Consider the following 19,711-nt stretch of genomic DNA (forward strand, 5'->3'; position numbering starts at 1 on the left):
TCTCTGTTTTGAGACTCTTGAGACTGTCCGGATGCCTTCGCGGGCAAGCCTCGCTCCTTGGTTTTGTGGTTGCCGCTGTATTTCGGCCCGACGCAAACCCTGTAGGAGCGAGGCTTGCCCGCGAAGAGGCCAAATCTACCCACAGAGATTTATGTCTCTTTATAGAGACTCTGCAATCCCCAGCGCGACCATCTTCTTATACAAAGTAGACCGCCCCAGTCCCAGCCGCGCCGCCGCTTCAATCACCTTGCCCCCGCATTGCGCCAGGGCAGATTCAATCAACTGCCGGTCAAACCGCTCCCGCGCTTCACTAAACGTCTCATGCGCAACCGCCTCGATCACCCTCGGCGTCACACGCTCCACTGGCGTAAACGTACCAATCGCTGCGCGTATATCTCCGGCATTCAACACAAGGTCATCACTGAGCAGCGCCGCGCGTTCCAGCACATTGCGCAGTTCACGGATATTCCCCGGCCAGGCGTGCTGCCCCAGCAGTTCCAAGGCTTCGGTGTTCAACTCATGCTGACTGCGCAGTTCCTCGAGGATCGCTTCACTGAGCGCCGGCAAGTCGTCCAGCCGATCGCGCAGGGGCGGTACGTTGATGGGCAGCACGTTGAGGCGGTAATACAAATCGGCGCGAAACTCGCCGCGTTTGATTGCCGCTTCCAGGTCCGTGGAGGTGGCCGCGATCACTCGCACATCACTCTGGATCACTTCATTGGAGCCGACCGGCTCGAACTCCTTTTCCTGCAACACGCGCAGCAACTTGCTTTGCAGCGGCAGCGGCATGTCGCCGATTTCATCGAGAAACAGCGTGCCGCCCTGAGCGATCTGCAACTTGCCGGCCCGGCCCTTGCGATCGGCGCCGGTAAACGCGCCGGGTGCGGTGCCGAAGAACTCGGCTTCCAGCAACGCCTCGGGAATCGCCGCGCTGTTGATGCTGACGAACGCTTTGTGCGCGCGCGGCGAAGCACCGTGGATCGCCTGGGCCAGCAACTCCTTGCCGGTGCCGGTTTCGCCGAGCAACAGCACCGGTGACTCGGCACTGGCACTGCGCCGGGCGCGGCGTTTGACTTCGAGGCTGGCGGCGCTGGTCCCGATGAAGTGGGCGAAGTTGTATTTGGTCTGCCGCGACCGCAGCAACGAGCGGGTGGAGGCCAGTTCTTCCTGCATGCTCAAGTAGCGTTTGAGCATTGGCGACAGGCTGTGCAGTTCGTCGAACAGCGCAAAACCGATGGCGCCGATCACCGCGCCGGCATCGTCGTGGATCGGCAGGCGCATCACCACCAGCGGTTCTTTCGGCGTGTCCTGCATGTCCAGCAAGATCGGCCGGCCGGTACGAACCACCTCACGCAGCAGGCTGCCCGGGATCACGCTTTCGCAGGCCTTGCCGATGGCCACTTCGGCCGACTCCAGGCCGAAACGTCGGGCATAGCGTTCGTTCATCCAGACGATGTTCGCATCGCGATCGACAATCACCGTGCCCTCGCTGGACTGCTCGATGATCTCGAACAGCGAACGGATCGCCAGCAGGCGAACGCGCTGGTAGTCCTTGAGGCTTTCGGTGGTGTTCATAGAGGTCAGATCCAGAATATGTGTTGTCTTTGCGGGCCTCTTCGCGGGCAAGCCTCGCTCCTACAGATCACCTCGACGTGTAGGAGCGAGGCTTGCCCGCGAACGGCGCGACGCGGTTGTACTGAATGACGCGAAATATGCCTACCGCGGATGCGCCGCCGCCAACAGCTCTTTGGTGTACGGATGCTGCGGTGAATCGAAGACGTCATGGCTGGCGCCGCTTTCGACCACCTTGCCGTCCTTGATCACAATCATGTCGTGGGCCAGGGCACGCACCACCGCCAGGTCATGGCTGATGAACAGGTAGGTCAGGCCGTGTTTTTCCTGAAGCTGGCGGAGCAGGGCGACCACTTGTTTTTGCACGGTGCGATCCAGTGCCGAAGTCGGTTCGTCGAGCAAAATCAGCGCCGGTTTAAGCACCAGCGCCCGGGCGATGGCGATGCGTTGCCGTTGACCGCCGGAGAACTCGTGGGGATAGCGATGGCGGCTTTGCGGGTCGAGGCCGACTTCTTCCAGTGCGCGAATCACTTCGTCCTTGCACTCTTGCGCCGTCAACTGGCTATGCACTTCGAGCCCTTCACTGATGATCTGCGCAACGGACATTCGCGGGCTGAGGCTGCCGAAGGGGTCCTGGAACACCACCTGCATCTTCTTGCGCCATGGCCGCAGCTGCTTTTGCGTCAGACCGTCCAGCGCCTCGCCCTGAAAGCGAATGCTGCCTTCGGAATCGAGCAGGCGCAGGATCGCCTGGCCCAAGGTCGACTTGCCCGAGCCGGACTCGCCAACGATACCCAGGGTTTTACCGCGCTGAATGTTCAGGCTGATGCCGTCCACCGCTTTCAGGTAAGTCTTGCGCTGGAACAACCCGCCACCGAGGGCAAACTGCACGCTCAAATTGTCCACTTCCAGTACGTTCTCGCGCTCATCCCGGGGCAGGGCTCCGCCTTCCGGTTCGGCGTTCAGCAGCACGCAGCTGTAGGGGTGTTTCGGCTCGGTGAAGATCGTCTCGCACGTGGCCTCTTCGACGATTTCCCCAGCCTTCATCACGCACACGCGCTGAGCGATGCTGCGCACCAGATTGAGGTCGTGGCTGATCAACAGCAGCGACATGCCGAGCCGCTGTTGCAGGGACTTGAGCAGAATCAGGATTTTGCGCTGCACCGTCACGTCCAGCGCCGTGGTGGGTTCATCAGCGATCAGCAACTGCGGTTCGCAAGCCAGGGCCATGGCGATCATCACCCGTTGCCGCTGGCCACCGGACAGTTGATGGGGATAGGCCTTGAGCCGCTCTTTGGGCTTCTGGATGCCGACCAGTTGCAGCAACTCCAGAATCCGCGCTTGTGCCATTTTGCCCGTCAGGCCCTTGTGCACCAACAGGGTTTCGCCGATCTGCTTTTCGATGCTGTGCAACGGATTGAGCGAGGTCATCGGCTCCTGAAAGATCATCGCGATCCGGTTGCCGCGCAGCTCACGCAACACTTGGGGCGGGGCGCCGAGCAGCTCCCTGCCGCGATAGCGAATGCTGCCAGTGGTTTGGGTACCAGTCTCGGGCAGCAGTTGCAGGATCGAGTGGGCCGTCACCGATTTGCCGGAGCCCGATTCGCCCACCAACGCCAGGCATTCGCCGGGATGGATGTCCAGGCACAGGTTGCGTACCACCGTCTGGCCATTGAAGGCCACGCTGAGGTCACGGATTTCGATCAGGTTGGTACTCATATCAGCTATCCCATTTCACGATCGAGGCTCAAGAGCGCGGCTCAAGAGCGCGGATCAAAGGCATCACGCAACGCCTCGCCGATAAACACCAATAAGGAAAGAATTAGCGCCAGGGTGAAAAACGCCGTCAGCCCCAGCCAAGGCGCTTGCAGGTTTTGCTTGCCTTGCCCGATCAACTCACCCAGCGATGCGCTGCCGGCCGGCATGCCGAAGCCGAGGAAATCCAGGGCCGTGAGGGTGGAGATGGCCCCGGTGAGAATGAACGGCAGATAGCTCAACGTCGCGTTCATGGCGTTGGGCAGGATATGCCGGACAATCACTTTCCGATCCGTAAGGCCCAGCGCACGGGCGGCTTTGACGTATTCCAGGTTGCGCCCACGCAGGAACTCGGCGCGCACCACATCGACCAGCGCCAGCCAGGAAAACAGCGCCATGATCCCCAGCAGCCACCAGAAATTCGGCTCGACGAACCCCGACAGAATGATCAGCAGGTACAGCACTGGCAGCCCGGACCAGACCTCCAGCAAACGTTGACCGATCAGGTCGACCCAGCCGCCGTAATAGCCTTGCAGCGCGCCAGCGGCGATACCGATCAACGCGCTGACAAAGGTCAGCATCAACGCAAACAGGATCGACACCCGCGCACCGAAAATCACCCGGGCCATGACATCCCGGGACTGGTCGTCGGTGCCCAGCCAGTTGACACTTGAGGGTGGGCTCGGCGCCGGTTTGTTGAGCTCATAATTGGGCGTGTCATCGCTGAACGGGATCGGCGGAAACAGCATCCAGCCGCCGTCCTTGTGAATCAGCTTCTGCACGTAGTCGCTGCGATAGTCGGCCTGAAACGGCAGTTGCCCGCCGAACTCCTGCTCGGTGTGGCGCTTGAACACCGGGAAGTACCACTGACCTTGGTAACTCACCACCAGCGGCTTGTCGTTGGCGATCAACTCGCCGCCCAGCGTCAGCAGAAACAGGCCAATGAACAGCCACAGCGACCACCAGCCCCGGCGGTTTTTTTTGAAGCGTTCGAAGCGGCGACGGCCTAACGGCGAGAGCTTGAACATCAGGCGTTCCTCGCGGCGAAGTCGATACGCGGGTCGACCAGGGTGTAGCAGAGGTCGCCGATCAGTTTTATCAGGAGCCCGAACAGCGTGAAGATAAACAGCGAGCCGAACACCACCGGATAGTCCCGCGACACGGCGGCCTCGTAGCTCATGCGCCCCAGGCCATCGAGGGAGAAAATCACCTCGATCAGCAGCGAGCCGGCGAAGAACACGCTGATGAACGCCTGGGGAATGCCCGATACCACCAGCAGCATCGCGTTGCGAAACACGTGGCCGTAAAGCACTCGTCGTTCGCTCAAGCCTTTGGCCCGTGCGGTGACCACGTACTGGCGCGTGATTTCGTTGAGGAACGAGTTCTTGGTGAGGATCGTCAGGGTGGCGAAACCGCCGATCACCAGCGCCGTCACCGGCAGCACGAGGTGCCAGAAGTAGTCGGCGATCTTGCCCACGGTCGACAGCGATTCGAAGTTGTCCGAGACCAGCCCGCGCACCGGGAACCAGTTCAGTGAGGTGCCACCGGCAAAGACCACGATCAGGAACATCGCGAACAGGAACGCCGGCATCGCGTAACCGATGATGATTGCCGTGCTGCTCCAGATATCGAAATGGCTGCCATGATGCACCGCTTTGCGGATACCTAACGGGATCGACACAAGGTACGTGATCAGCGTCGCCCAGAGCCCGAGGGAAATGGTGACCGGCATTTTTTCCAGGATCAGGTCGGTGACGGTCGCGCCGCGGAAAAAGCTTTTGCCGAAGTCCAGGCGCGCGTAGCTGGTCAGCATCAGCCACAGGCGTTCCGGTGCTGGTTTGTCGAAGCCATATTGCTTTTCGATGTCCTTGATCAATTGCGGGTCGAGGCCGCGACTGGCCCGGGAGGTGCCGGACAGGGTCTCGCCGGGGCCGCCGCCGACACTCGCGCCGCCGATGCCTTGCAAATGCGCGATGGCCTGTTCCACCGGACCGCCCGGCGCGGCCTGGACGATGATGAAGTTGACCAGAAGAATGATCACCAGCGTCGGGATGATCAGCAGCAGGCGCCGCAGTATATAAGCCCACATCAATGCGGCCCTCCGGGTGTGCCACGGCGGATTTTCTCGGCCGTCATCTGCTGGTTCGTCAGCGGCGTGGTACTCACTTCCCACCAGCTCTCTATGGCTTCGTCATTACTGGCCTGCTCGTTGGGCATGCCGAACCGGTTCCACCACACTGTCGAAGTGCCCGGCGGGTAATAGTTGGGAATCCAGTAGTAGTTCCATTGCAGCACCCGGTCCAGCGCATGAGCGTAACGCAGCATTTCCGGTTGGGTGTTGGCGCGGACCAACCCGTTGATCAGCGTGTCGACCGCGGGGTTCTTCAGCACCATGTAGTTGTTGGCACCGGGGTCGTTGGCCGAGATCGAGCCGAAGTAGTTGAACAGCTCGCCACCCGGTGAAGTGGTGACCGGATAGCCGGTGACGATCATGTCGTAGTCGCGGCTCATCAGGCGATTCACGTACTGGGACGAGTCGATGCGGCGAATATTCAGGTCGACGCCGATCTGCTTCAAGGTGCGCTTATACGGCAGCAGCAATCGATCCATGCCGTTCTGGCTGACCAGAAAGGTGAAACTCAGCGGCGTGCCTTCGGCGTTGACCAATTGGTCGCCATCGGGTTTCCAGCCCGCCTGCTCGAGCAGGTCCAGCGCTTGCAATTGTTTGTCGCGAATCAGACCGCTGCCATCGGTTTTCGGCGCTTCGAAGACTTTGGTGAAGACCTCGTCGGGGATCTGCCCACGCAGCGGTTCAAGGATGGCCAGCTCGCCCGCATCCGGCAATTGGCGGGCGGCGAGGTCGGTGTTGGAAAAGAAACTCTGCTGGCGGATGTACATATCACGCATCATCTGCCGGTTGCTCCACTCGAAATCCCACAGCATGACCAGCGCCTGGCGTACTCGGCGGTCCTGGAATATTGGGTTTTGCAGGTTGAAGACAAACCCCTGGGCCGGTTGCGGTGCTTGTGTGGCCAGATGCGCTTTTTGCAGGCGACCGTCGCTCAGGGCCGGGCTCTCGTAGCCGATGGAATAGCCGGTCGCGGAGAATTCGCGGTTGTAATCGTAGGCACCGCCGCGCAAGACCTGGCGCGCGACGTCGGTATCGCCGAAGTATTCGATGCTGAAATGATCGAAGTTGTAGAGGCCGCGGCTGACCGGTAGATCCTTGCCCCACCAGTTGGCGTTGCGCTCGAAGGTGATGCTGCGACCGGAATCGACCTTGCCCACCTTGTAAGGGCCACTGCCCAGTGGCGCCTCATAACCACCGCCATTGGCGAATTCACGGGTCTTCCACCAGTGTTCTGGAAAGACCGGCAGCGTGGCAATGTCGAGGGGCAGGGTGCGGTTTTCGTTGCTTTTGAAGTCGAACCGAACCGTCAGCGGCGCTTCGACTTCGACGCCTTTGACGTCGGCGAACTGGGTGCGATAGCGCAGGCTGCCCTGGGTCATCAGCAGGTCGAAGGTGTAACGCACGTCCTGGGCTGTGATCGGTGTGTCGTCGGCGAAGCGCGCCTTGGGGTTCAAATAGAAGCGCAGGGACATGCCGTCGTCCGAGCGTTCCATCTTTTGCGCCACCAGGCCGTACACGGTGTAGGGCTCGTCAAGCGAGCGCTGGGCCAGAGGCGAGTAGAGCAAACCGTCGATTTGCGTGACGCCAATGCCCTTGTCGATGTAAGGCAATATATGGTCGAAATGCCCGATTTCGATGGCCGAGCGGCGCATCGTGCCGCCCTTGGGCGCTTGCGGGTTGGCGTAGGCGAAATGACTGAAGCCGGCGGGATACTTCGCCGGTTCGCCGTACACGGTCAACGCCTGTTGCGGTGCTGCATTCACACCAGTGGCACTTAGTAGCAGGGCCACGGCAGTGAACAACAAAGTAGGGAAAGCCAGTCGCATTGTCAGCCTTAAAGCCGGGTGATCGATAACCGCAATTTGTACGCTAGCGGCGCGTCCCTCGCCAGCCGTATCACGTATCCGAAACACAACGGCCCACCAAAAGGCGGGCCGTCATGCACAAAACCAGGGCGTCGATCAGTCCTGGCGGCTGGTCACTTCCAGCAAGTGATAGCCAAACTGGGTCTTGACCGGGCCTTGCACCACGTTGATCGGTGCGCTGAAGACGACGGCGTCGAACTCCTTGACCATCTGGCCCGGGCCGAACGAACCCAGGTCGCCGCCTTGGCGGCTGGACGGGCAAGTGGAGTTGTCTTTGGCAACCTGGGCGAAATCAGCGCCGCCTTCGATCTGGGCTTTGAGTTCGTTGCACTTGGCTTCCGAGGCAACCAGGATGTGACGGGCAGTGGCTTTAGCCATGGAAAAATACTCCTTTCAATGTTCAGTAAAGTGCGGAGCCTACCGGATTCAGTGGCCTATTTCTCGTCAAAGTTCCGCACGGTTTACAGGCCGGCATTTCTCAGGCGCTCGGCATGCTGCACATACAAGGCAATCGGGTCGACGCCCTTGCGCAGTGCGCCCGCGGTTTGACTGAGGCTGTCCAAATGATCCAGCGGATAGTCGGAACGGATAACTTTGCCTAAATGGGAGCTGTAGCGGCCAACCATGCCGTCATTCTGCTCCGCTTCGGTAGTGAAGTAGCGGGAAAAGGCCTGGAGGAAACCGTGCAGCGGATTGACCGCATCCAGGCCTTTGTCGAGAAGGTCGCCCTGCAACGTCCCGCTCCAGGAGTAATAACGCACGCCGTTAACCAGCTCACGGCCCTTGCCGCCCCAGGTTTTTGGCAGCCCTTGCGGGTATTTGTCGTTGAAAGCGCCCACACCTTCGGTGGTCAATGCGTTGAGCGCGGCGATGGCGTTCTGCGGCAAATGCTGGTGACCGCTGAGCAACGACAGAAAGTCGGCAAACAGCGTGGCAACCGTTGCCGCGACGTGTTCCGGCAGGCGTCCGGGCGTCAGTGCCTTGCGCAGAAAGTCGGCCAGTTCCGAGCCGTGGTTCGGGCCGCTGACCGAGGTCACCGACGCGATGATTTCTGGCGCGATGGCTGCCGCGTAACGTGCCGCGAGGGCACCCTGGCTGTGACCGATCAGGTTGACCTGTTGGGCACCGGTTCCTTCCAGCACCCGTTCGATCTGTGCCAACAGTTGGTCGCCGCGCACTTCGTTGCTTTGAGTAGCCGAGAGGTGGGGGATAAACACTCTTGCGCCGGCACTTCTGAGGGCCTGCTTGACGTCATGGAAGAGTTCGACTTTGCCAATGCGATCAAAGCCGAAGAGCCCGTGGATCAGCAGGATTGGGTACTGAGTAGTTGCATTCCGTAGCATGTTCATTCCTTTTTCGCGGTGGTTCAGAGGGGTGAATATGGGCTCACTCTAAAGCACGGCGGCAGCTCGGCGGTGTATGAGGAATCCGCTGTGAGCTAATGAAAAAGGTATAGAAAACGTAGGAAAGTTCGAAAGAGAATGAGGTCCTGTTCGGAATATTTGGACATCTTTTTGTCGTTCACGGAGCACATCGTTGCAACGGCCTACTCTGCGAACGCCGTTTACCTGTAAACCGATTCGCTTTTCAGACGCCCAGCCCTCGATCGAGGGCTGGGCGTCCGGCAGTGGTTATGCCGGTTGTTGAACGCTGTTCTGTGATCGCAGCCGGTCGGCTGCCTGGCGCAGCAGTTGTTCGGTTCCGGTCCAGCCAAGGCAGCCATCGGTTACCGATACGCCGTAGCGCAACGATGGGCTCAGGGGCTGGCAACCTTCGAACAAATGGCTCTCGATCATCATGCCGATCAGCGATCGATCACCCTGCAGGCGTTGCTCAAGCACATCGTTGAACACGGCCGGCTGGCGTGCCGGGTCTTTGCCGCTGTTGGCGTGGCTGCAGTCGACCATGATCCGGGCCGGGATCTTGAGTCGGGTCAAATCGTTGTTCACTTGGGCGACGCTGACGCGATCGTAGTTCGGCCCGCGATGACCGCCGCGCAAAACCAGATGGGTGTCAGGATTGCCCGGGGTTTGAATGACCGCAGGATGCCCTTGGCTGTCGATACCGAAATGGCGATGCGGGTGGGCGGCCGAACGCATGGCGTCGCTGGCAACGGCAACGCCGCCATCGGTGCCGTTCTTGAAACCGACCGGCATGCTCAGGCCGCTGGCCATTTCCCGGTGGATTTGCGACTCGGTGGTGCGGGCGCCGATGGCGACCCAGCTCAACAGATCGTCGAAGTAGCCCGCCGCCATGGGTTGCAGCAGCTCGGTGGCAATCGGCAAGCCGATGCGTAGCATTTCGCGCATCAGTTCGCGCGACAGCGTCAAACCGCCGGCCATGTCGTCGCTGCCGTCAAGCCGCGGGTCGTAGGCCAGGCCTTTCCAGCCGACCGTGGTGCGGGGTTTTTCGACGTAGGCGCGCATCACCAGCAGCATTTCATCGCTGACTTCGGCGGCGAGGCGAGCGAGATTGGCGGCGTATTCGAGGGCGGACTGGGGGTCGTGTATCGAGCAAGGGCCGACGATGACCACCAGGCGGGAATCTTCACCGTTGAGGATCGCGCGGACCGCGTCGCGGTGGGTGGCGACTTGCCGGGTCAGGGCATTGTCGAGGGGCAATTGCTGTTTGAGTTGCAATGAGCTGGGCAGACGCAGAGTCAGCGCTTCATTGGCCGGGCTCAAGGTGGACAGCGGCAGAGCAGAGACGGACGAGTTCATATTCAGGCTTCCTGGGCTGGCGGCGGGTTCGTTCCCGCGCGCTCGGCCCTACTGGGGTGTTCGACAATTGGCCGGATTGGCTGCGTGTGTGTGCTTGCCACCTGTGGGTGACCGATCGGAGGCGGCAGGCTGTCCCGAGCGGAGGCTGGTAAATCGCCAGGCGGTAAAACTGTCGTAACGGTAATAAGTGGTGTAGTTCATTTTCTGAATCCTCAAGTTGTCTGGTGTGTCGCTAAAAATGGTGGGGCTGAAAAAACAAAACCCCCGGTCGGGAAGCCGACCGGGGGTTGAGAATTCTCTGGTGGCGACCCGTTTAAAGTGGGCGCCGTGTGGGTATCAGGCGCGCCAGTGGCTAAACCAATACCCAAAATAAAAGCTGACCGGAGCACAAACGTCAGTCGCCCGGGCAGCCGCACCCGAGCGCGAGGCGCTGGCGGTACGAAGCTGTGAGAGGGCGTTGAACATGGTCTGTCTCCGATGAATGCGCCGAGCTTACTAGAGGCCGGTGCGCGGTTTCAATCAGAAATTGCTATGGATCAGCGGCGGCGTTTTCTATCGCTTGAGTGCGACAGGGTTTATGACACACTTCGCGTTCCGCCCAACCTGTCACATCACAAGGACGAAACATGACGACACTGACCATCGCCGCTGCACAATCGATCTCTATCGCGGGTGATCTCGCCGCCAATATCACCTGGCATCAGCGCTTCATGCAGGTTGCCGCGGAGCAGGGCGTCCAGTTGCTCGTCTTTCCTGAGTTGTCGCTGACCGGGTACGAGCGCGGACTGGCGGCTGAACTGGCAATTGATCCGAATGCCGAGGTGCTGCAACCGCTGCGAGATTTCGCGCGGGAAGTGGGCGTGACGAGTGTGGTCGGAATGCCGATTCGTCTGTCGGATGATTCGCCGGTACTGATCGGGGCGTTGGTCCTGGGCGCCGATGGTTCGCTCGGGGTGTACAGCAAGCAGCATCTGCATCCAGGCGGGGAGGTGGCGTTTGCGCCGGGCACGGGTGGTTCGACGTTGAAGATCGGCACCGACACCGTCGCGTTGGCGGTGTGCGCCGATTTTTCTCACGCCAGTCACGCCGCAGCGGCGGCGGAACAAGGCGCCGACCTTTATGCCGCGGGCGTACTGATCACCGAAAACGGCTATGCGCCGGATACTGCCCTCTTGCAAGGCTATGCCGGCACCCATTCGATGGCCGTTCTCATGGCCAATCATGGCGGGGTGACCGGGGGTTGGGAGTCGGCGGGGCGCAGCGCGATCTGGGCGGCGGATGGGTCGTTGATAGCAGCAGCACCCGGCACGGGTAATCTGCTGGTCATTGCTCGCCGAGACGCTGGTGGCTGTTTTAACGGGCAAGTCGTGGAGGTCGTGGAGGCTTGATGGGCTTCGAATTGCGTCCGGCAACGTCCGGGGATCTGGAGTTTGCTCGCGACTTGACCTGTCGAACCATGCTCGGCTATTACATTCGGCATGATTTGTTATGGCAGGACGAAGCCTTCGATGTCGCCTGGGCCGGACGCGAGAACTGGTTGATCGTCCGTGACGATGTCTTGCAGGGTTATGTGAGCCTCAGTCGCGACGCTAGAGCTTTATATATCCGCGAGCTGCACGTACTCGAAGCCTTTCAGAGACAGGGTGCCGGTTCCTGGGCGATCGATCAGGTATTCGCCATGGCGTGCAAGGAACGGCGTCCGGCGTTACGCCTGACAGTTTTTGAAACGAATCCAGCCAAGGCTCTGTACGAGCGAAAAGGGCTGAAGGTGGTCGGTTGGGACGAGTGTTTCCTGAGAATGCAGCGCGATGTCGATGAGCTCCATCGCTGAAACACGCTTGGGGCAAGCCTTTCAAGATGTATTGAAACTTTTTATATAACGGTTGCCGCTAGGTCTGCCAGTCGCTTTTTGCTAAGGTGTCCGGCAACCCAATAAGACCATATCGCGAGGTGTCTGCTTGATTAGGGTGCTAGTAGTCGATGACCATGATCTCGTTCGTACGGGTATTACACGAATGCTGGCTGACATCGATGGCCTGCAAGTAGTCGGCCAGGCTGAGTCGGGGGAGGAATCCCTGCTGAAAGCGCGTGAGTTGAAACCCGATGTGGTGCTGATGGACGTCAAGATGCCCGGGATCGGCGGTCTTGAAGCCACGCGCAAGTTATTGCGCAGTCATCCCGACATCAAAGTCGTCGCGGTCACCGTGTGCGAGGAAGATCCGTTTCCTACGCGGCTGTTGCAGGCCGGCGCCGCAGGTTATCTGACCAAGGGCGCCGGGTTGCCGGAGATGGTCCAGGCGATTCGCCTGGTGTTTGCCGGGCAACGCTACATCAGCCCGCAGATTGCCCAGCAACTGGCGATCAAATCCTTTCAGCCGACCAACGATTCGCCTTTCGACGCGCTGTCGGAACGCGAGATTCAGATCGCATTGATGATTGTCGGGTGTCAGAAAGTCCAGATTATTTCCGACAAGCTCTGCCTGTCGCCAAAAACGGTCAACACTTACCGTTACCGCATTTTCGAGAAGCTCTCGATCAGCAGTGATGTCGAGCTGACGCTGTTGGCGGTGCGCCACGGCATGGTCGATGCCAGCCTCTGAAAATGACTGAAGTCTTCGATCCAGGCGCCTTTCTGTCCACGGTCAGTGGGCGTCCCGGTGTCTATCGCATGTTCGACAGCGATGCACGCCTGCTGTACGTCGGCAAAGCCAAGAATCTGAAAAAACGCTTGGCCAGCTACTTCCGCAAAACCGGTCTCGCGCCCAAGACTGCGGCGCTGGTGGGGCGCATCGCCCAAGTCGAAACCACCATCACGGCCAACGAAACGGAAGCCTTGCTGCTTGAGCAGACGCTGATCAAGGAATGGCGCCCGCCGTATAACATTCTGCTGCGCGATGACAAATCCTACCCTTACGTCTTTCTGTCGGATGGGCAGTTTCCTCGCTTGAGCATCCATCGCGGCGCGAAGAAAGCCAAGGGCAAGTATTTCGGTCCGTATCCCAGCGCGGGCGCCATTCGCGAAAGCCTGAGCCTGCTGCAAAAGACCTTTTTTGTTCGCCAGTGCGAAGAGAGCTATTACAAGAACCGTACGCGCCCTTGTCTGCAATACCAGATAAAACGCTGCAAGGCCCCGTGCGTGGGACTGGTGGAGCCCGAGGTGTATGCCGAGGACGTTCGCCACTCGGTCATGTTCCTTGAAGGCCGCAGCAATGCGCTGACGGACGAGTTGTCCGCCGGCATGGAAGAGGCGGCGATCAACCTCGAGTTCGAGCGAGCCGCCGAGTTGCGCGACCAGATATCGTTGCTGCGCCGGGTCCAGGATCAGCAAAGCATGGAAGGTGGCACCGGCGATATCGATGTGATCGCTGCGTTCGTCAATCCGGGGGGCGCTTGCGTTCACCTGATCAGCGTGCGCGGTGGGCGAGTGCTGGGTAGCAAGAACTTCTTCCCTCAGGTCGGAATCGATGAAGACGTTTCCGAGGTCATGGCTGCATTTCTCGGTCAGTACTTCATTACCAGTCCCGAGCGCGACTTGCCGAGCGAGCTGATCGTCAACGTGGTTCACGAAGACTTTCCGACCCTGATTACGGCCATTGAAGAGCTGCGCGGTCGCGAGTTGACCATCAGCCATCGGGTCCGCGGTACGCGAGCGCGCTGGCAACAACTGGCGGTCACCAATGCCGAGCAGGCGTTGGGCGCGAGGCTGGCCAACCGTCAACACGTCGCCGCCCGTTTCGAGGCCTTGGCAGAAGTGTTGAGCCTGGACGAGCCGCCGCAGCGTCTTGAGTGCTACGACATCAGCCATTCCAGCGGCGAAGCCACCGTTGCCTCTTGCGTGGTGTTCGGTCCGGAAGGCCCGATCAAGTCCGACTATCGTCGCTACAACATTGAAGGCGTGACCCCGGGCGACGACTATGCGGCCATGCACCAAGCCCTGACCCGACGCTTCAGCAAACTGAAGGACGGGGAGGGCAAGCTTCCGGACATTCTGCTGGTGGACGGCGGCAAGGGGCAGCTGTCGATGGCCCGCGACGTGCTCAATGAAATGGCGGTGCCTGATCTGATTTTGCTGGGCGTGGCCAAGGGCGCGACGCGCAAGGCCGGTTTTGAAACCCTGTACCTGAACGACGCAGCCCACGAATTTACGTTGCGCGGCGATTCCCCCGCGCTGCATTTGATTCAACAAATACGCGATGAAGCCCACCGTTTCGCAATTACCGGGCACCGCGCTCGCCGTGGCAAAACCCGGCGCACATCGACGCTTGAGGGCGTCGCAGGCGTCGGACCGACACGTCGGCGCGATTTGTTAAAACATTTTGGTGGATTGCAGGAGCTGTCTCGTGCCAGCATCGAAGAGATCGCCAAAGCACCCGGGATCAGTAAAAAGCTCGCAGAGTTGATTTATGCAAATCTGCACAGCGAGTAGAATGCCACCTCACCTCGTAGCCAGTTGTGCCGATGAATATCCCTAATCTGATTACCGTTCTACGCGTCCTGCTCATCCCGATCTTCATTTTACTGTTCTACCTGCCTTATCAATGGAGCTACCTGGCCTCCGCCTCGGTCTTCGCATTTGCCGCCGCCACTGACTGGCTGGACGGTTATCTGGCGCGTCGTCTGGAACAAAGCACGCCATTCGGGGCTTTCCTCGATCCCGTGGCTGACAAGCTCATGGTTGCCGTTGCGCTGGTATTGCTGGTGCAAGAGCACGGTAATCTGTGGCTCACACTGCCTGCCGCAGTCATCATCGGTCGCGAGATTGTCGTTTCGGCTCTGCGCGAATGGATGGCCGAACTCGGCGCCCGCGCTCACGTCGCCGTGTCGAACCTGGGCAAATGGAAAACCGCCGCGCAAATGCTCGCGCTGGTGATCCTGCTCGCCAATCCATCGGACTTCACTTTCTGGGTCTTGATCGGTTACGCCTTGCTGCTGGTGTCTGCCGGCCTGACATTGTGGTCGATGGTCCAATACCTGCGGGCTGCCTGGCCGCATCTGAAGACCGACGTGGAAAAGAAATAAAACTTTTTTGAATCAAAGGGTTGACGGGGCTTCTGGATTCTATAGAATGCGCCACACCAAGACGCGGGAATAGCTCAGTTGGTAGAGCACGACCTTGCCAAGGTCGGGGTCGCGAGTTCGAGTCTCGTTTCCCGCTCCAAGTTTGTACACATTTGATGTTGCGCTACATGACAGCAAATGTTTGAGGCCGAGTAGCAAAATGGTTATGCAGTGGATTGCAAATCCACCTACGCCGGTTCGATTCCGACCTCGGCCTCCACTATAAACAAGCTCCGTAGATCTTTGATTTACGGAGCTTTTTTATTTGCGCAGCCTTGCAAGATTTTGTCTTGAAAAGGGTATCTGCGAACTTGCTTCACCGGGACGGGATGTATATATTTCGTCCTCTGTTGCACAAGCCAGACAGCTTCACCGCGCTACCGCCCGAATGGCGAAACTGGTAGACGCATGGGACTTAAAATCCCCCGCTCGTAAGGGCGTGCCGGTTCGATTCCGGCTTCGGGCACCATACATATTAAAGGCCTGCATGAGGAAACTCATGCAGGCCTTTGTCGTTTCTGCTCCGCAATTTTTGACAGGCGATCCTCATCGATCTCAACCCTGGTTCTGCCAGACTCCTGTAGCAGCGGCGCGCTTAACATAATCGCTGAAGTCTCGTGCAGGCCGGCCTAGTGCACGCTGAACGCCATCAGTCAGTGGCGTGTTGCGACCGTCGAGCACCGTCGTGAAGAGATACAGCACCAGGTCGATCAACTGCGGTGGAAGTTGTGCCTGTTCCAGCGCCTGACGATAGTCTTCCGACGGAACGGCAGTGAAACGGATATCGCGCCCGGTTCCCTTGGCGATCTCATCGACCGCCTCGGCAAACGTCAGCGCCCGTGGCCCGGTCAATTCGTAGAGTTGGCGTGAGTGCCCAGGTTGGGTCAGCGCCTGGACGGCGATTTCGGCAATGTCCTCCACATCGACGAAGGGTTCCGCGATGTTGCCGACGGGCAGCGCCAGTTCTCCTTCAAGAATGGGCTCCAGAAAATGCGCCTCACTGAAGTTCTGAAAAAACCAGCTTGCCCGAAGGATCGTCCAGTCGACACCGCTGTTCTGTATGACGCGTTCGGCCTGTTCCGCTTCGATCTCGCCGCGCCCGGACAGCAGCACCAGTTTGCCGACGCCGCTTTTGACAGCCAGATCGGTAAACGCCTGAACTGTCTCGAGGGCGCCTGGTACGGCGAGGTCCGGCTGATAGGAGATATAAACAGCGTGAACACCATCAAGCGCTGCATCCCAGGTCGTCCGGTCTTCCCAGTCAAAGGGTGGATTTGCCTCGCGCGATCCCAGGCGCACAGGCAATCCCGCGGCGTTGAGATGTTGAGTGATCCTGCGCCCTGTTTTACCGGTCGCACCGAGAACGAGGATGGCGTCTTGTTTGTTTTTCATCGCGTTCATCTCCAGCGGGTTATGTGAGTGATACTCACGTTTAAAAGATGATAAACGCTCATGTTCTGCCGTCAACCAACGTGAGCGAGAAAACCGACGTGCGGACGCAACCACTTGGGAGCAACCGTGCCGGGTGCTAAGGTGAGTGCTTGTCATGTTATTAATCGGGAACCACGCCAGTGCGAAAGAAAGCCGCCGCCGGGCTCGAGCAACCTGTTTCAGAGCCGAGCCGACGCAATCCCTCGCAACAACGCAGTCGCGAGCGGCAGGAGCGAATTCTTGCCGTGGCGACTCAACTGATCGCGACCAAGGGCAGCGATCAAGTCAAGATGAGCGAAATTGCCGAACGCTCCGAGATCTCGATCGGATCGCTTTATCAGTACTTTCCCGATAAGAGTTCGGTCATTCGCACGCTGGCCGAGCGCTACAACGCCGCAAGCCGTCGCTGTATCGAAGAAGCGCTGGACGCGGTGCAGGATGCGCAAGGGTTGGCTGATGCCTATTCGGATCTGCTGGATCAGTACTACGAGATCGTTCAGGCCGAGCCTGCGATGCGTGATATCTGGTCGGGTATGCAGGCGGACAAGCAGCTGCTGGCGTTGGAGCTGGAGGAGAGTCGCGTGGCGGGCGGGTTGCTGGCCGATGCGATGCTGCGGGTGTTTCCAGGCAGCGATGCGCAGCGAGTTGTTGATTCTGCCTTTCTGATCTGGCAGCTCGGAGAGGCGACCATGCGGCTGGCCATTTCATGTGCGCCCGAAGAGGGGCGGCGGTTGTTTGAAGCTTTCAAGCGCATGTCGCTCGCGGAGATCATCGAACCGGTGTGCATGAATGCGAGCGAGTCATGACAGGACTGGGCCGAGCAAGTCGACCCAGCTTTTTAATCAGCACTTTAAACAAAAGGCTGGCCGGTAAAACCACGAGGTAGTCTTTGCAACCCGGTCATGGCAGTCAGCCGATCTACCCAGGCTGCACGCCAGTCCTTGGCGGTGTGGGTGACTTTGGCCTTGCGTGCAGCACGGCGTGCTGCGTTGCGTTCGTCTTTGCGCGCGTCCTTGAACGCGTCGGTGTTTCGGCAGCTTCTGCACTTTACGCGGGTCAATTCGCTGCTTGATGTGAGATTGCTGCCCTTGTGACCGCAGGCCAGATGCCCGCTGACTTTGAAGTGGGTGACCATGGGACGTCTCCTTCGCGACGTGTGATCGTTTGACCTCCCGATGACGTTGACGTTCGCTGGCTGACAGACAGGCAAAAAAAAGGCCTGCATGCGGGCAGACCAGGGTATTTCTCAAAGGAGTGGTTCACTGTAGGACGTGTGTTGTGAACGTTACGTGAAAAGAGGGCCACAAAAAATCCCAGCGCAAGGCCGGATGGGTGTGTAGCGCAAGAAAATCAGACAGGCACGGGCGCGGTGACGATGGAGTCGCCGTTCATGCGTCCTGAATCAGGCCCTGTTCTCGAATCGCGCGTCCAGATCGAATCATCTGAACCGCGGAAGAGGCGGGTCGACAGGTTTTAACGAAGACAGGGTGTTTCGAATCAGTGGCGCGTCTTTTTCGATGTCGTTCAGGCGGTCACGAATTCTGAGGGCTGTCGGGTGCCCTCCTTGATGATCTACCCAGTCGGCAATCTCCTTGCACGCAGCGGCAAGTCGAGCCTGGCGGGAGTCGAGCAGGGTGAGCAGGGTGGTGATGGACTCTTTTTCGGACATGGCAAACACCTCCGTTCAAGAAACCTGACAAATAGCAGCAAAAAGCCCGCGTGGTGCGAGCTCTCTGCCGATGGGGTCGCTGGTCCTTCAGCTGTTTTCAGTATAGACCCGTACTTCAGGCTTGTCGGGCCGTCACTTGTGAGGTGAGATTGAGCCGCAGGCATTCACGCTGGGCATCTTCTTCAAGATCATAACCGTCACCGATGAATCCATGGGTGCGGGTATCGAAGATGCGATACCAGACTTCGGCTTCAGGTGGCGGGTGACTGACTTCTCCGGCCCGGCGGCCATGAATGATGATCTTGTTGCAACGTTGCACAACGAAAATGTCTTCCATGGCGTCACCGAGGCTGATTCATGTCCACATCAACTATAGAAGTTCTTTGCGATCGTGCAAAAAAATGGACGGGTCATTTCGTCGATTCGGCCGCCGCGATCATTTTCTCCAGATACATGGCCAGCCCCACTTCCTCTGCCCTGAGCCCTTTACGCAGCCTCGGCCGCGGCAGTTGGGCCAAGGCGCCGAGCATGAAACCTTCGAGCACCGCCGGGTGGATGTAGCATTTGCGGCACACCGCCGGGGTGTTGCCGAGTTGCTTCGCGACGTTCTTGACCATTTCCACCACATGCCGTTTCGCATCCGACTCGGGTTCCCACTGCAACTCGCGCAGCACCGACAATGCCAGAGCACTACCCGCCCAGGTGCGGTAATCCTTGGCCGTGAAGTCGGCGCCGGTGAGGGTTTGCAGGTAGGCGTTGACGTCTGAGGAGCTGACGGTGTGCCGCTCCCCATTTTCGTCCAGGTACTGAAAGAGGTCTTGTCCGGGAATCTCCAGGCAGCGCTTGATGATTCGCGCTAGGCGTCGGTCTTTTACGGTGATCTGGTGCTCGACACCACTCTTGCCGCGGAACTGGAACAGGATCGCACTGCCGTTGACCTCGACGTGACGGCTGCGCAGGGTCGTCAGCCCGTACGAGCGATTTTCCCGTGCGTATTGAGTGTTGCCGACCCGGATCAGCGTTGCATCGAGCAAGGTAATGACCGTGGCCATGACTTTGTCTCGGCTGAAACCCGGAGCGTCCAGCAGTGCTTCAAGCTGTTTGCGCAGTTTCGGCAGTGCCAGGCCAAAGTCCCGCAGGCGCGAGTATTTGTCGGCATCGCGCACTTCGCGCCAGCGCACGTGATAACGGTATTGTTTGCGACCGCGAGCGTCACGCCCGGTGGCTTGCAAATGGCCGCGTGGGTCAGCGCAGATCCACACATTTGTGTAGGCCGGCGGCACCGCAAGGGCGTTGAGGCGTTTGATTTCGTCGGGATCGGTAATGCGCTGGCCTGCGGGATCGAAGTAGCAGAATTTGCCACGCAATAGTTTGCGGGTGATTCCAGGCTGCGTGTCATCGACATAATGCAGGTCGGGTGGCAGCACATCGGGCAGCGCGGTGTCGGACATGGCGAAAATCCTTGGCGATCAAGTCAGGGGGCCTGTACAGCCATTGACCGCGCCCGTTC

19 protein-coding genes and 3 tRNA genes are annotated in these 19,711 nt (G+C 59.4%); 9 read left to right on the forward strand and 13 right to left on the reverse strand.

Features of this window, described 5'->3' with window-relative positions:
* Positions 1 to 159 precede the first annotated feature (159 nt).
* The 8 genes from ACYZT6_RS11465 to ACYZT6_RS11500 form a co-directional block, all read right to left on the reverse strand.
* Entirely contained in the window at positions 160 to 1,575 is a 1,416-nt protein-coding gene (locus ACYZT6_RS11465) for a sigma-54 interaction domain-containing protein (RefSeq protein WP_462026979.1), read from the reverse strand.
* Between the two features lie 141 nt (positions 1,576 to 1,716).
* Positions 1,717 to 3,291 (reverse strand): ABC transporter ATP-binding protein, encoded by a 1,575-nt coding sequence (locus ACYZT6_RS11470; protein WP_462026980.1) that lies wholly within the window; start codon positions 3,289 to 3,291, stop codon positions 1,717 to 1,719.
* Between the two features lie 41 nt (positions 3,292 to 3,332).
* Positions 3,333 to 4,355 (reverse strand): ABC transporter permease, encoded by a 1,023-nt coding sequence (locus ACYZT6_RS11475; protein WP_462026981.1) that lies wholly within the window; start codon positions 4,353 to 4,355, stop codon positions 3,333 to 3,335.
* On the reverse strand, positions 4,355 to 5,416 hold the full coding sequence (locus tag ACYZT6_RS11480; protein WP_462026982.1) for a microcin C ABC transporter permease YejB: 1,062 nt from the start codon (positions 5,414 to 5,416) through the stop codon (positions 4,355 to 4,357). Before ACYZT6_RS11480 ends, ACYZT6_RS11475 begins: the two co-directional genes overlap by 1 nt.
* Complete coding sequence (locus ACYZT6_RS11485; protein WP_462026983.1) at positions 5,416 to 7,284, reverse strand: extracellular solute-binding protein; 1,869 nt, start codon at positions 7,282 to 7,284, stop codon at positions 5,416 to 5,418. The genes ACYZT6_RS11480 and ACYZT6_RS11485 overlap by 1 nt, the downstream gene beginning before the upstream one ends.
* Positions 7,285 to 7,419: 135 nt before the next feature.
* Positions 7,420 to 7,701: a peptidylprolyl isomerase gene (locus tag ACYZT6_RS11490; RefSeq protein ID WP_131058720.1), complete on the reverse strand. Its 282-nt coding sequence runs from the start codon at positions 7,699 to 7,701 to the stop codon at positions 7,420 to 7,422.
* A gap of 83 nt (positions 7,702 to 7,784) precedes the next feature.
* Positions 7,785 to 8,666 (reverse strand): lipase family alpha/beta hydrolase, encoded by an 882-nt coding sequence (locus ACYZT6_RS11495; protein ID WP_462026984.1) that lies wholly within the window; start codon positions 8,664 to 8,666, stop codon positions 7,785 to 7,787.
* A gap of 288 nt (positions 8,667 to 8,954) precedes the next feature.
* Positions 8,955 to 10,043: a 3-deoxy-7-phosphoheptulonate synthase gene (locus ACYZT6_RS11500; RefSeq protein ID WP_462026985.1), complete on the reverse strand. Its 1,089-nt coding sequence runs from the start codon at positions 10,041 to 10,043 to the stop codon at positions 8,955 to 8,957.
* Between the two features lie 626 nt (positions 10,044 to 10,669).
* Here ACYZT6_RS11500 and ACYZT6_RS11505 point away from each other — a divergent pair.
* From ACYZT6_RS11505 to ACYZT6_RS11540, 8 genes are all read left to right on the forward strand, one after another.
* Positions 10,670 to 11,431 (forward strand): carbon-nitrogen hydrolase family protein, encoded by a 762-nt coding sequence (locus ACYZT6_RS11505; protein ID WP_462026986.1) that lies wholly within the window; start codon positions 10,670 to 10,672, stop codon positions 11,429 to 11,431.
* The gene (locus ACYZT6_RS11510) at positions 11,431 to 11,874 is read left to right on the forward strand and encodes a GNAT family N-acetyltransferase (protein ID WP_462026987.1); all 444 of its coding nucleotides are present in this window, start codon (positions 11,431 to 11,433) and stop codon (positions 11,872 to 11,874) included. Before ACYZT6_RS11505 ends, ACYZT6_RS11510 begins: the two co-directional genes overlap by 1 nt.
* Positions 11,875 to 12,001: 127 nt before the next feature.
* Positions 12,002 to 12,643: a response regulator transcription factor GacA gene (gene gacA / locus ACYZT6_RS11515; protein WP_008015884.1), complete on the forward strand. Its 642-nt coding sequence runs from the start codon at positions 12,002 to 12,004 to the stop codon at positions 12,641 to 12,643.
* A 2-nt stretch (positions 12,644 to 12,645) separates the two neighbouring features.
* Positions 12,646 to 14,469, forward strand: coding sequence for an excinuclease ABC subunit UvrC (uvrC, locus tag ACYZT6_RS11520; RefSeq protein WP_462026988.1), 1,824 nt, complete (start codon positions 12,646 to 12,648; stop codon positions 14,467 to 14,469).
* Between the two features lie 32 nt (positions 14,470 to 14,501).
* Positions 14,502 to 15,062: a CDP-diacylglycerol--glycerol-3-phosphate 3-phosphatidyltransferase gene (gene pgsA / locus ACYZT6_RS11525; protein ID WP_109632018.1), complete on the forward strand. Its 561-nt coding sequence runs from the start codon at positions 14,502 to 14,504 to the stop codon at positions 15,060 to 15,062.
* A 63-nt stretch (positions 15,063 to 15,125) separates the two neighbouring features.
* Positions 15,126 to 15,201: transfer RNA gene (locus ACYZT6_RS11530), tRNA-Gly, on the forward strand.
* A gap of 46 nt (positions 15,202 to 15,247) precedes the next feature.
* A tRNA-Cys gene (locus ACYZT6_RS11535) sits at positions 15,248 to 15,321 on the forward strand.
* A gap of 162 nt (positions 15,322 to 15,483) precedes the next feature.
* Positions 15,484 to 15,570: transfer RNA gene (locus ACYZT6_RS11540), tRNA-Leu, on the forward strand.
* Positions 15,571 to 15,656: 86 nt separating this feature from the next.
* On the opposite strand, the gene ACYZT6_RS11545 is transcribed toward ACYZT6_RS11540, so the two are convergent.
* Positions 15,657 to 16,493, reverse strand: coding sequence for an NmrA family NAD(P)-binding protein (locus ACYZT6_RS11545; protein WP_462026989.1), 837 nt, complete (start codon positions 16,491 to 16,493; stop codon positions 15,657 to 15,659).
* 179 nt (positions 16,494 to 16,672) lie between these two features.
* Here ACYZT6_RS11545 and ACYZT6_RS11550 point away from each other — a divergent pair, with 179 nt between their 5' ends.
* Complete coding sequence (locus ACYZT6_RS11550; protein WP_462026990.1) at positions 16,673 to 17,338, forward strand: TetR/AcrR family transcriptional regulator; 666 nt, start codon at positions 16,673 to 16,675, stop codon at positions 17,336 to 17,338.
* 44 nt (positions 17,339 to 17,382) lie between these two features.
* Here the strand turns inward: ACYZT6_RS11550 and ACYZT6_RS11555 are convergent, their stop codons facing one another.
* From ACYZT6_RS11555 to ACYZT6_RS11570, 4 genes are all read right to left on the reverse strand, one after another.
* Positions 17,383 to 17,667: a hypothetical protein gene (locus ACYZT6_RS11555; RefSeq protein ID WP_462026992.1), complete on the reverse strand. Its 285-nt coding sequence runs from the start codon at positions 17,665 to 17,667 to the stop codon at positions 17,383 to 17,385.
* A gap of 303 nt (positions 17,668 to 17,970) precedes the next feature.
* A complete protein-coding gene (locus ACYZT6_RS11560; protein WP_010460746.1) occupies positions 17,971 to 18,201 on the reverse strand; it encodes a hypothetical protein in 231 nt (76 codons plus the stop codon).
* 115 nt (positions 18,202 to 18,316) lie between these two features.
* The gene (locus ACYZT6_RS11565; protein ID WP_131058711.1) at positions 18,317 to 18,538 is read right to left on the reverse strand and encodes a hypothetical protein; all 222 of its coding nucleotides are present in this window, start codon (positions 18,536 to 18,538) and stop codon (positions 18,317 to 18,319) included.
* 73 nt (positions 18,539 to 18,611) lie between these two features.
* Complete coding sequence (locus ACYZT6_RS11570) at positions 18,612 to 19,652, reverse strand: DNA topoisomerase IB (RefSeq protein WP_462026993.1); 1,041 nt, start codon at positions 19,650 to 19,652, stop codon at positions 18,612 to 18,614.
* Between the last annotated feature and the right edge of the window lie 59 nt (positions 19,653 to 19,711).

This window comes from Pseudomonas sp. RT6P73 (assembly GCF_054897715.1).

What these genes read in the sequence shown, in the direction of transcription:
- ACYZT6_RS11465 (WP_462026979.1), bottom strand. Translation starts at nt 1,575, where the DNA reads ATGAACACCACCGAAAGCCTCAAGGACTACCAGCGCGTTCGCCTGCTG.
- ACYZT6_RS11470 (WP_462026980.1), bottom strand. Translation starts at nt 3,291, where the DNA reads ATGAGTACCAACCTGATCGAAATCCGTGACCTCAGCGTGGCCTTCAAT.
- ACYZT6_RS11475 (WP_462026981.1), bottom strand. Translation starts at nt 4,355, where the DNA reads ATGTTCAAGCTCTCGCCGTTAGGCCGTCGCCGCTTCGAACGCTTCAAA.
- ACYZT6_RS11480 (WP_462026982.1), bottom strand. Translation starts at nt 5,416, where the DNA reads ATGTGGGCTTATATACTGCGGCGCCTGCTGCTGATCATCCCGACGCTG.
- ACYZT6_RS11485 (WP_462026983.1), bottom strand. Translation starts at nt 7,284, where the DNA reads ATGCGACTGGCTTTCCCTACTTTGTTGTTCACTGCCGTGGCCCTGCTA.
- ACYZT6_RS11490 (WP_131058720.1), bottom strand. Translation starts at nt 7,701, where the DNA reads ATGGCTAAAGCCACTGCCCGTCACATCCTGGTTGCCTCGGAAGCCAAG.
- ACYZT6_RS11495 (WP_462026984.1), bottom strand. Translation starts at nt 8,666, where the DNA reads ATGCTACGGAATGCAACTACTCAGTACCCAATCCTGCTGATCCACGGG.
- ACYZT6_RS11500 (WP_462026985.1), bottom strand. Translation starts at nt 10,043, where the DNA reads ATGAACTCGTCCGTCTCTGCTCTGCCGCTGTCCACCTTGAGCCCGGCC.
- ACYZT6_RS11505 (WP_462026986.1), top strand. Translation starts at nt 10,670, where the DNA reads ATGACGACACTGACCATCGCCGCTGCACAATCGATCTCTATCGCGGGT.
- ACYZT6_RS11510 (WP_462026987.1), top strand. Translation starts at nt 11,431, where the DNA reads ATGGGCTTCGAATTGCGTCCGGCAACGTCCGGGGATCTGGAGTTTGCT.
- uvrC (WP_462026988.1), top strand. Translation starts at nt 12,646, where the DNA reads ATGACTGAAGTCTTCGATCCAGGCGCCTTTCTGTCCACGGTCAGTGGG.
- pgsA (WP_109632018.1), top strand. Translation starts at nt 14,502, where the DNA reads ATGAATATCCCTAATCTGATTACCGTTCTACGCGTCCTGCTCATCCCG.
- ACYZT6_RS11545 (WP_462026989.1), bottom strand. Translation starts at nt 16,493, where the DNA reads ATGAAAAACAAACAAGACGCCATCCTCGTTCTCGGTGCGACCGGTAAA.
- ACYZT6_RS11555 (WP_462026992.1), bottom strand. Translation starts at nt 17,667, where the DNA reads ATGGTCACCCACTTCAAAGTCAGCGGGCATCTGGCCTGCGGTCACAAG.
- ACYZT6_RS11560 (WP_010460746.1), bottom strand. Translation starts at nt 18,201, where the DNA reads ATGTCCGAAAAAGAGTCCATCACCACCCTGCTCACCCTGCTCGACTCC.
- ACYZT6_RS11565 (WP_131058711.1), bottom strand. Translation starts at nt 18,538, where the DNA reads ATGGAAGACATTTTCGTTGTGCAACGTTGCAACAAGATCATCATTCAT.
- ACYZT6_RS11570 (WP_462026993.1), bottom strand. Translation starts at nt 19,652, where the DNA reads ATGTCCGACACCGCGCTGCCCGATGTGCTGCCACCCGACCTGCATTAT.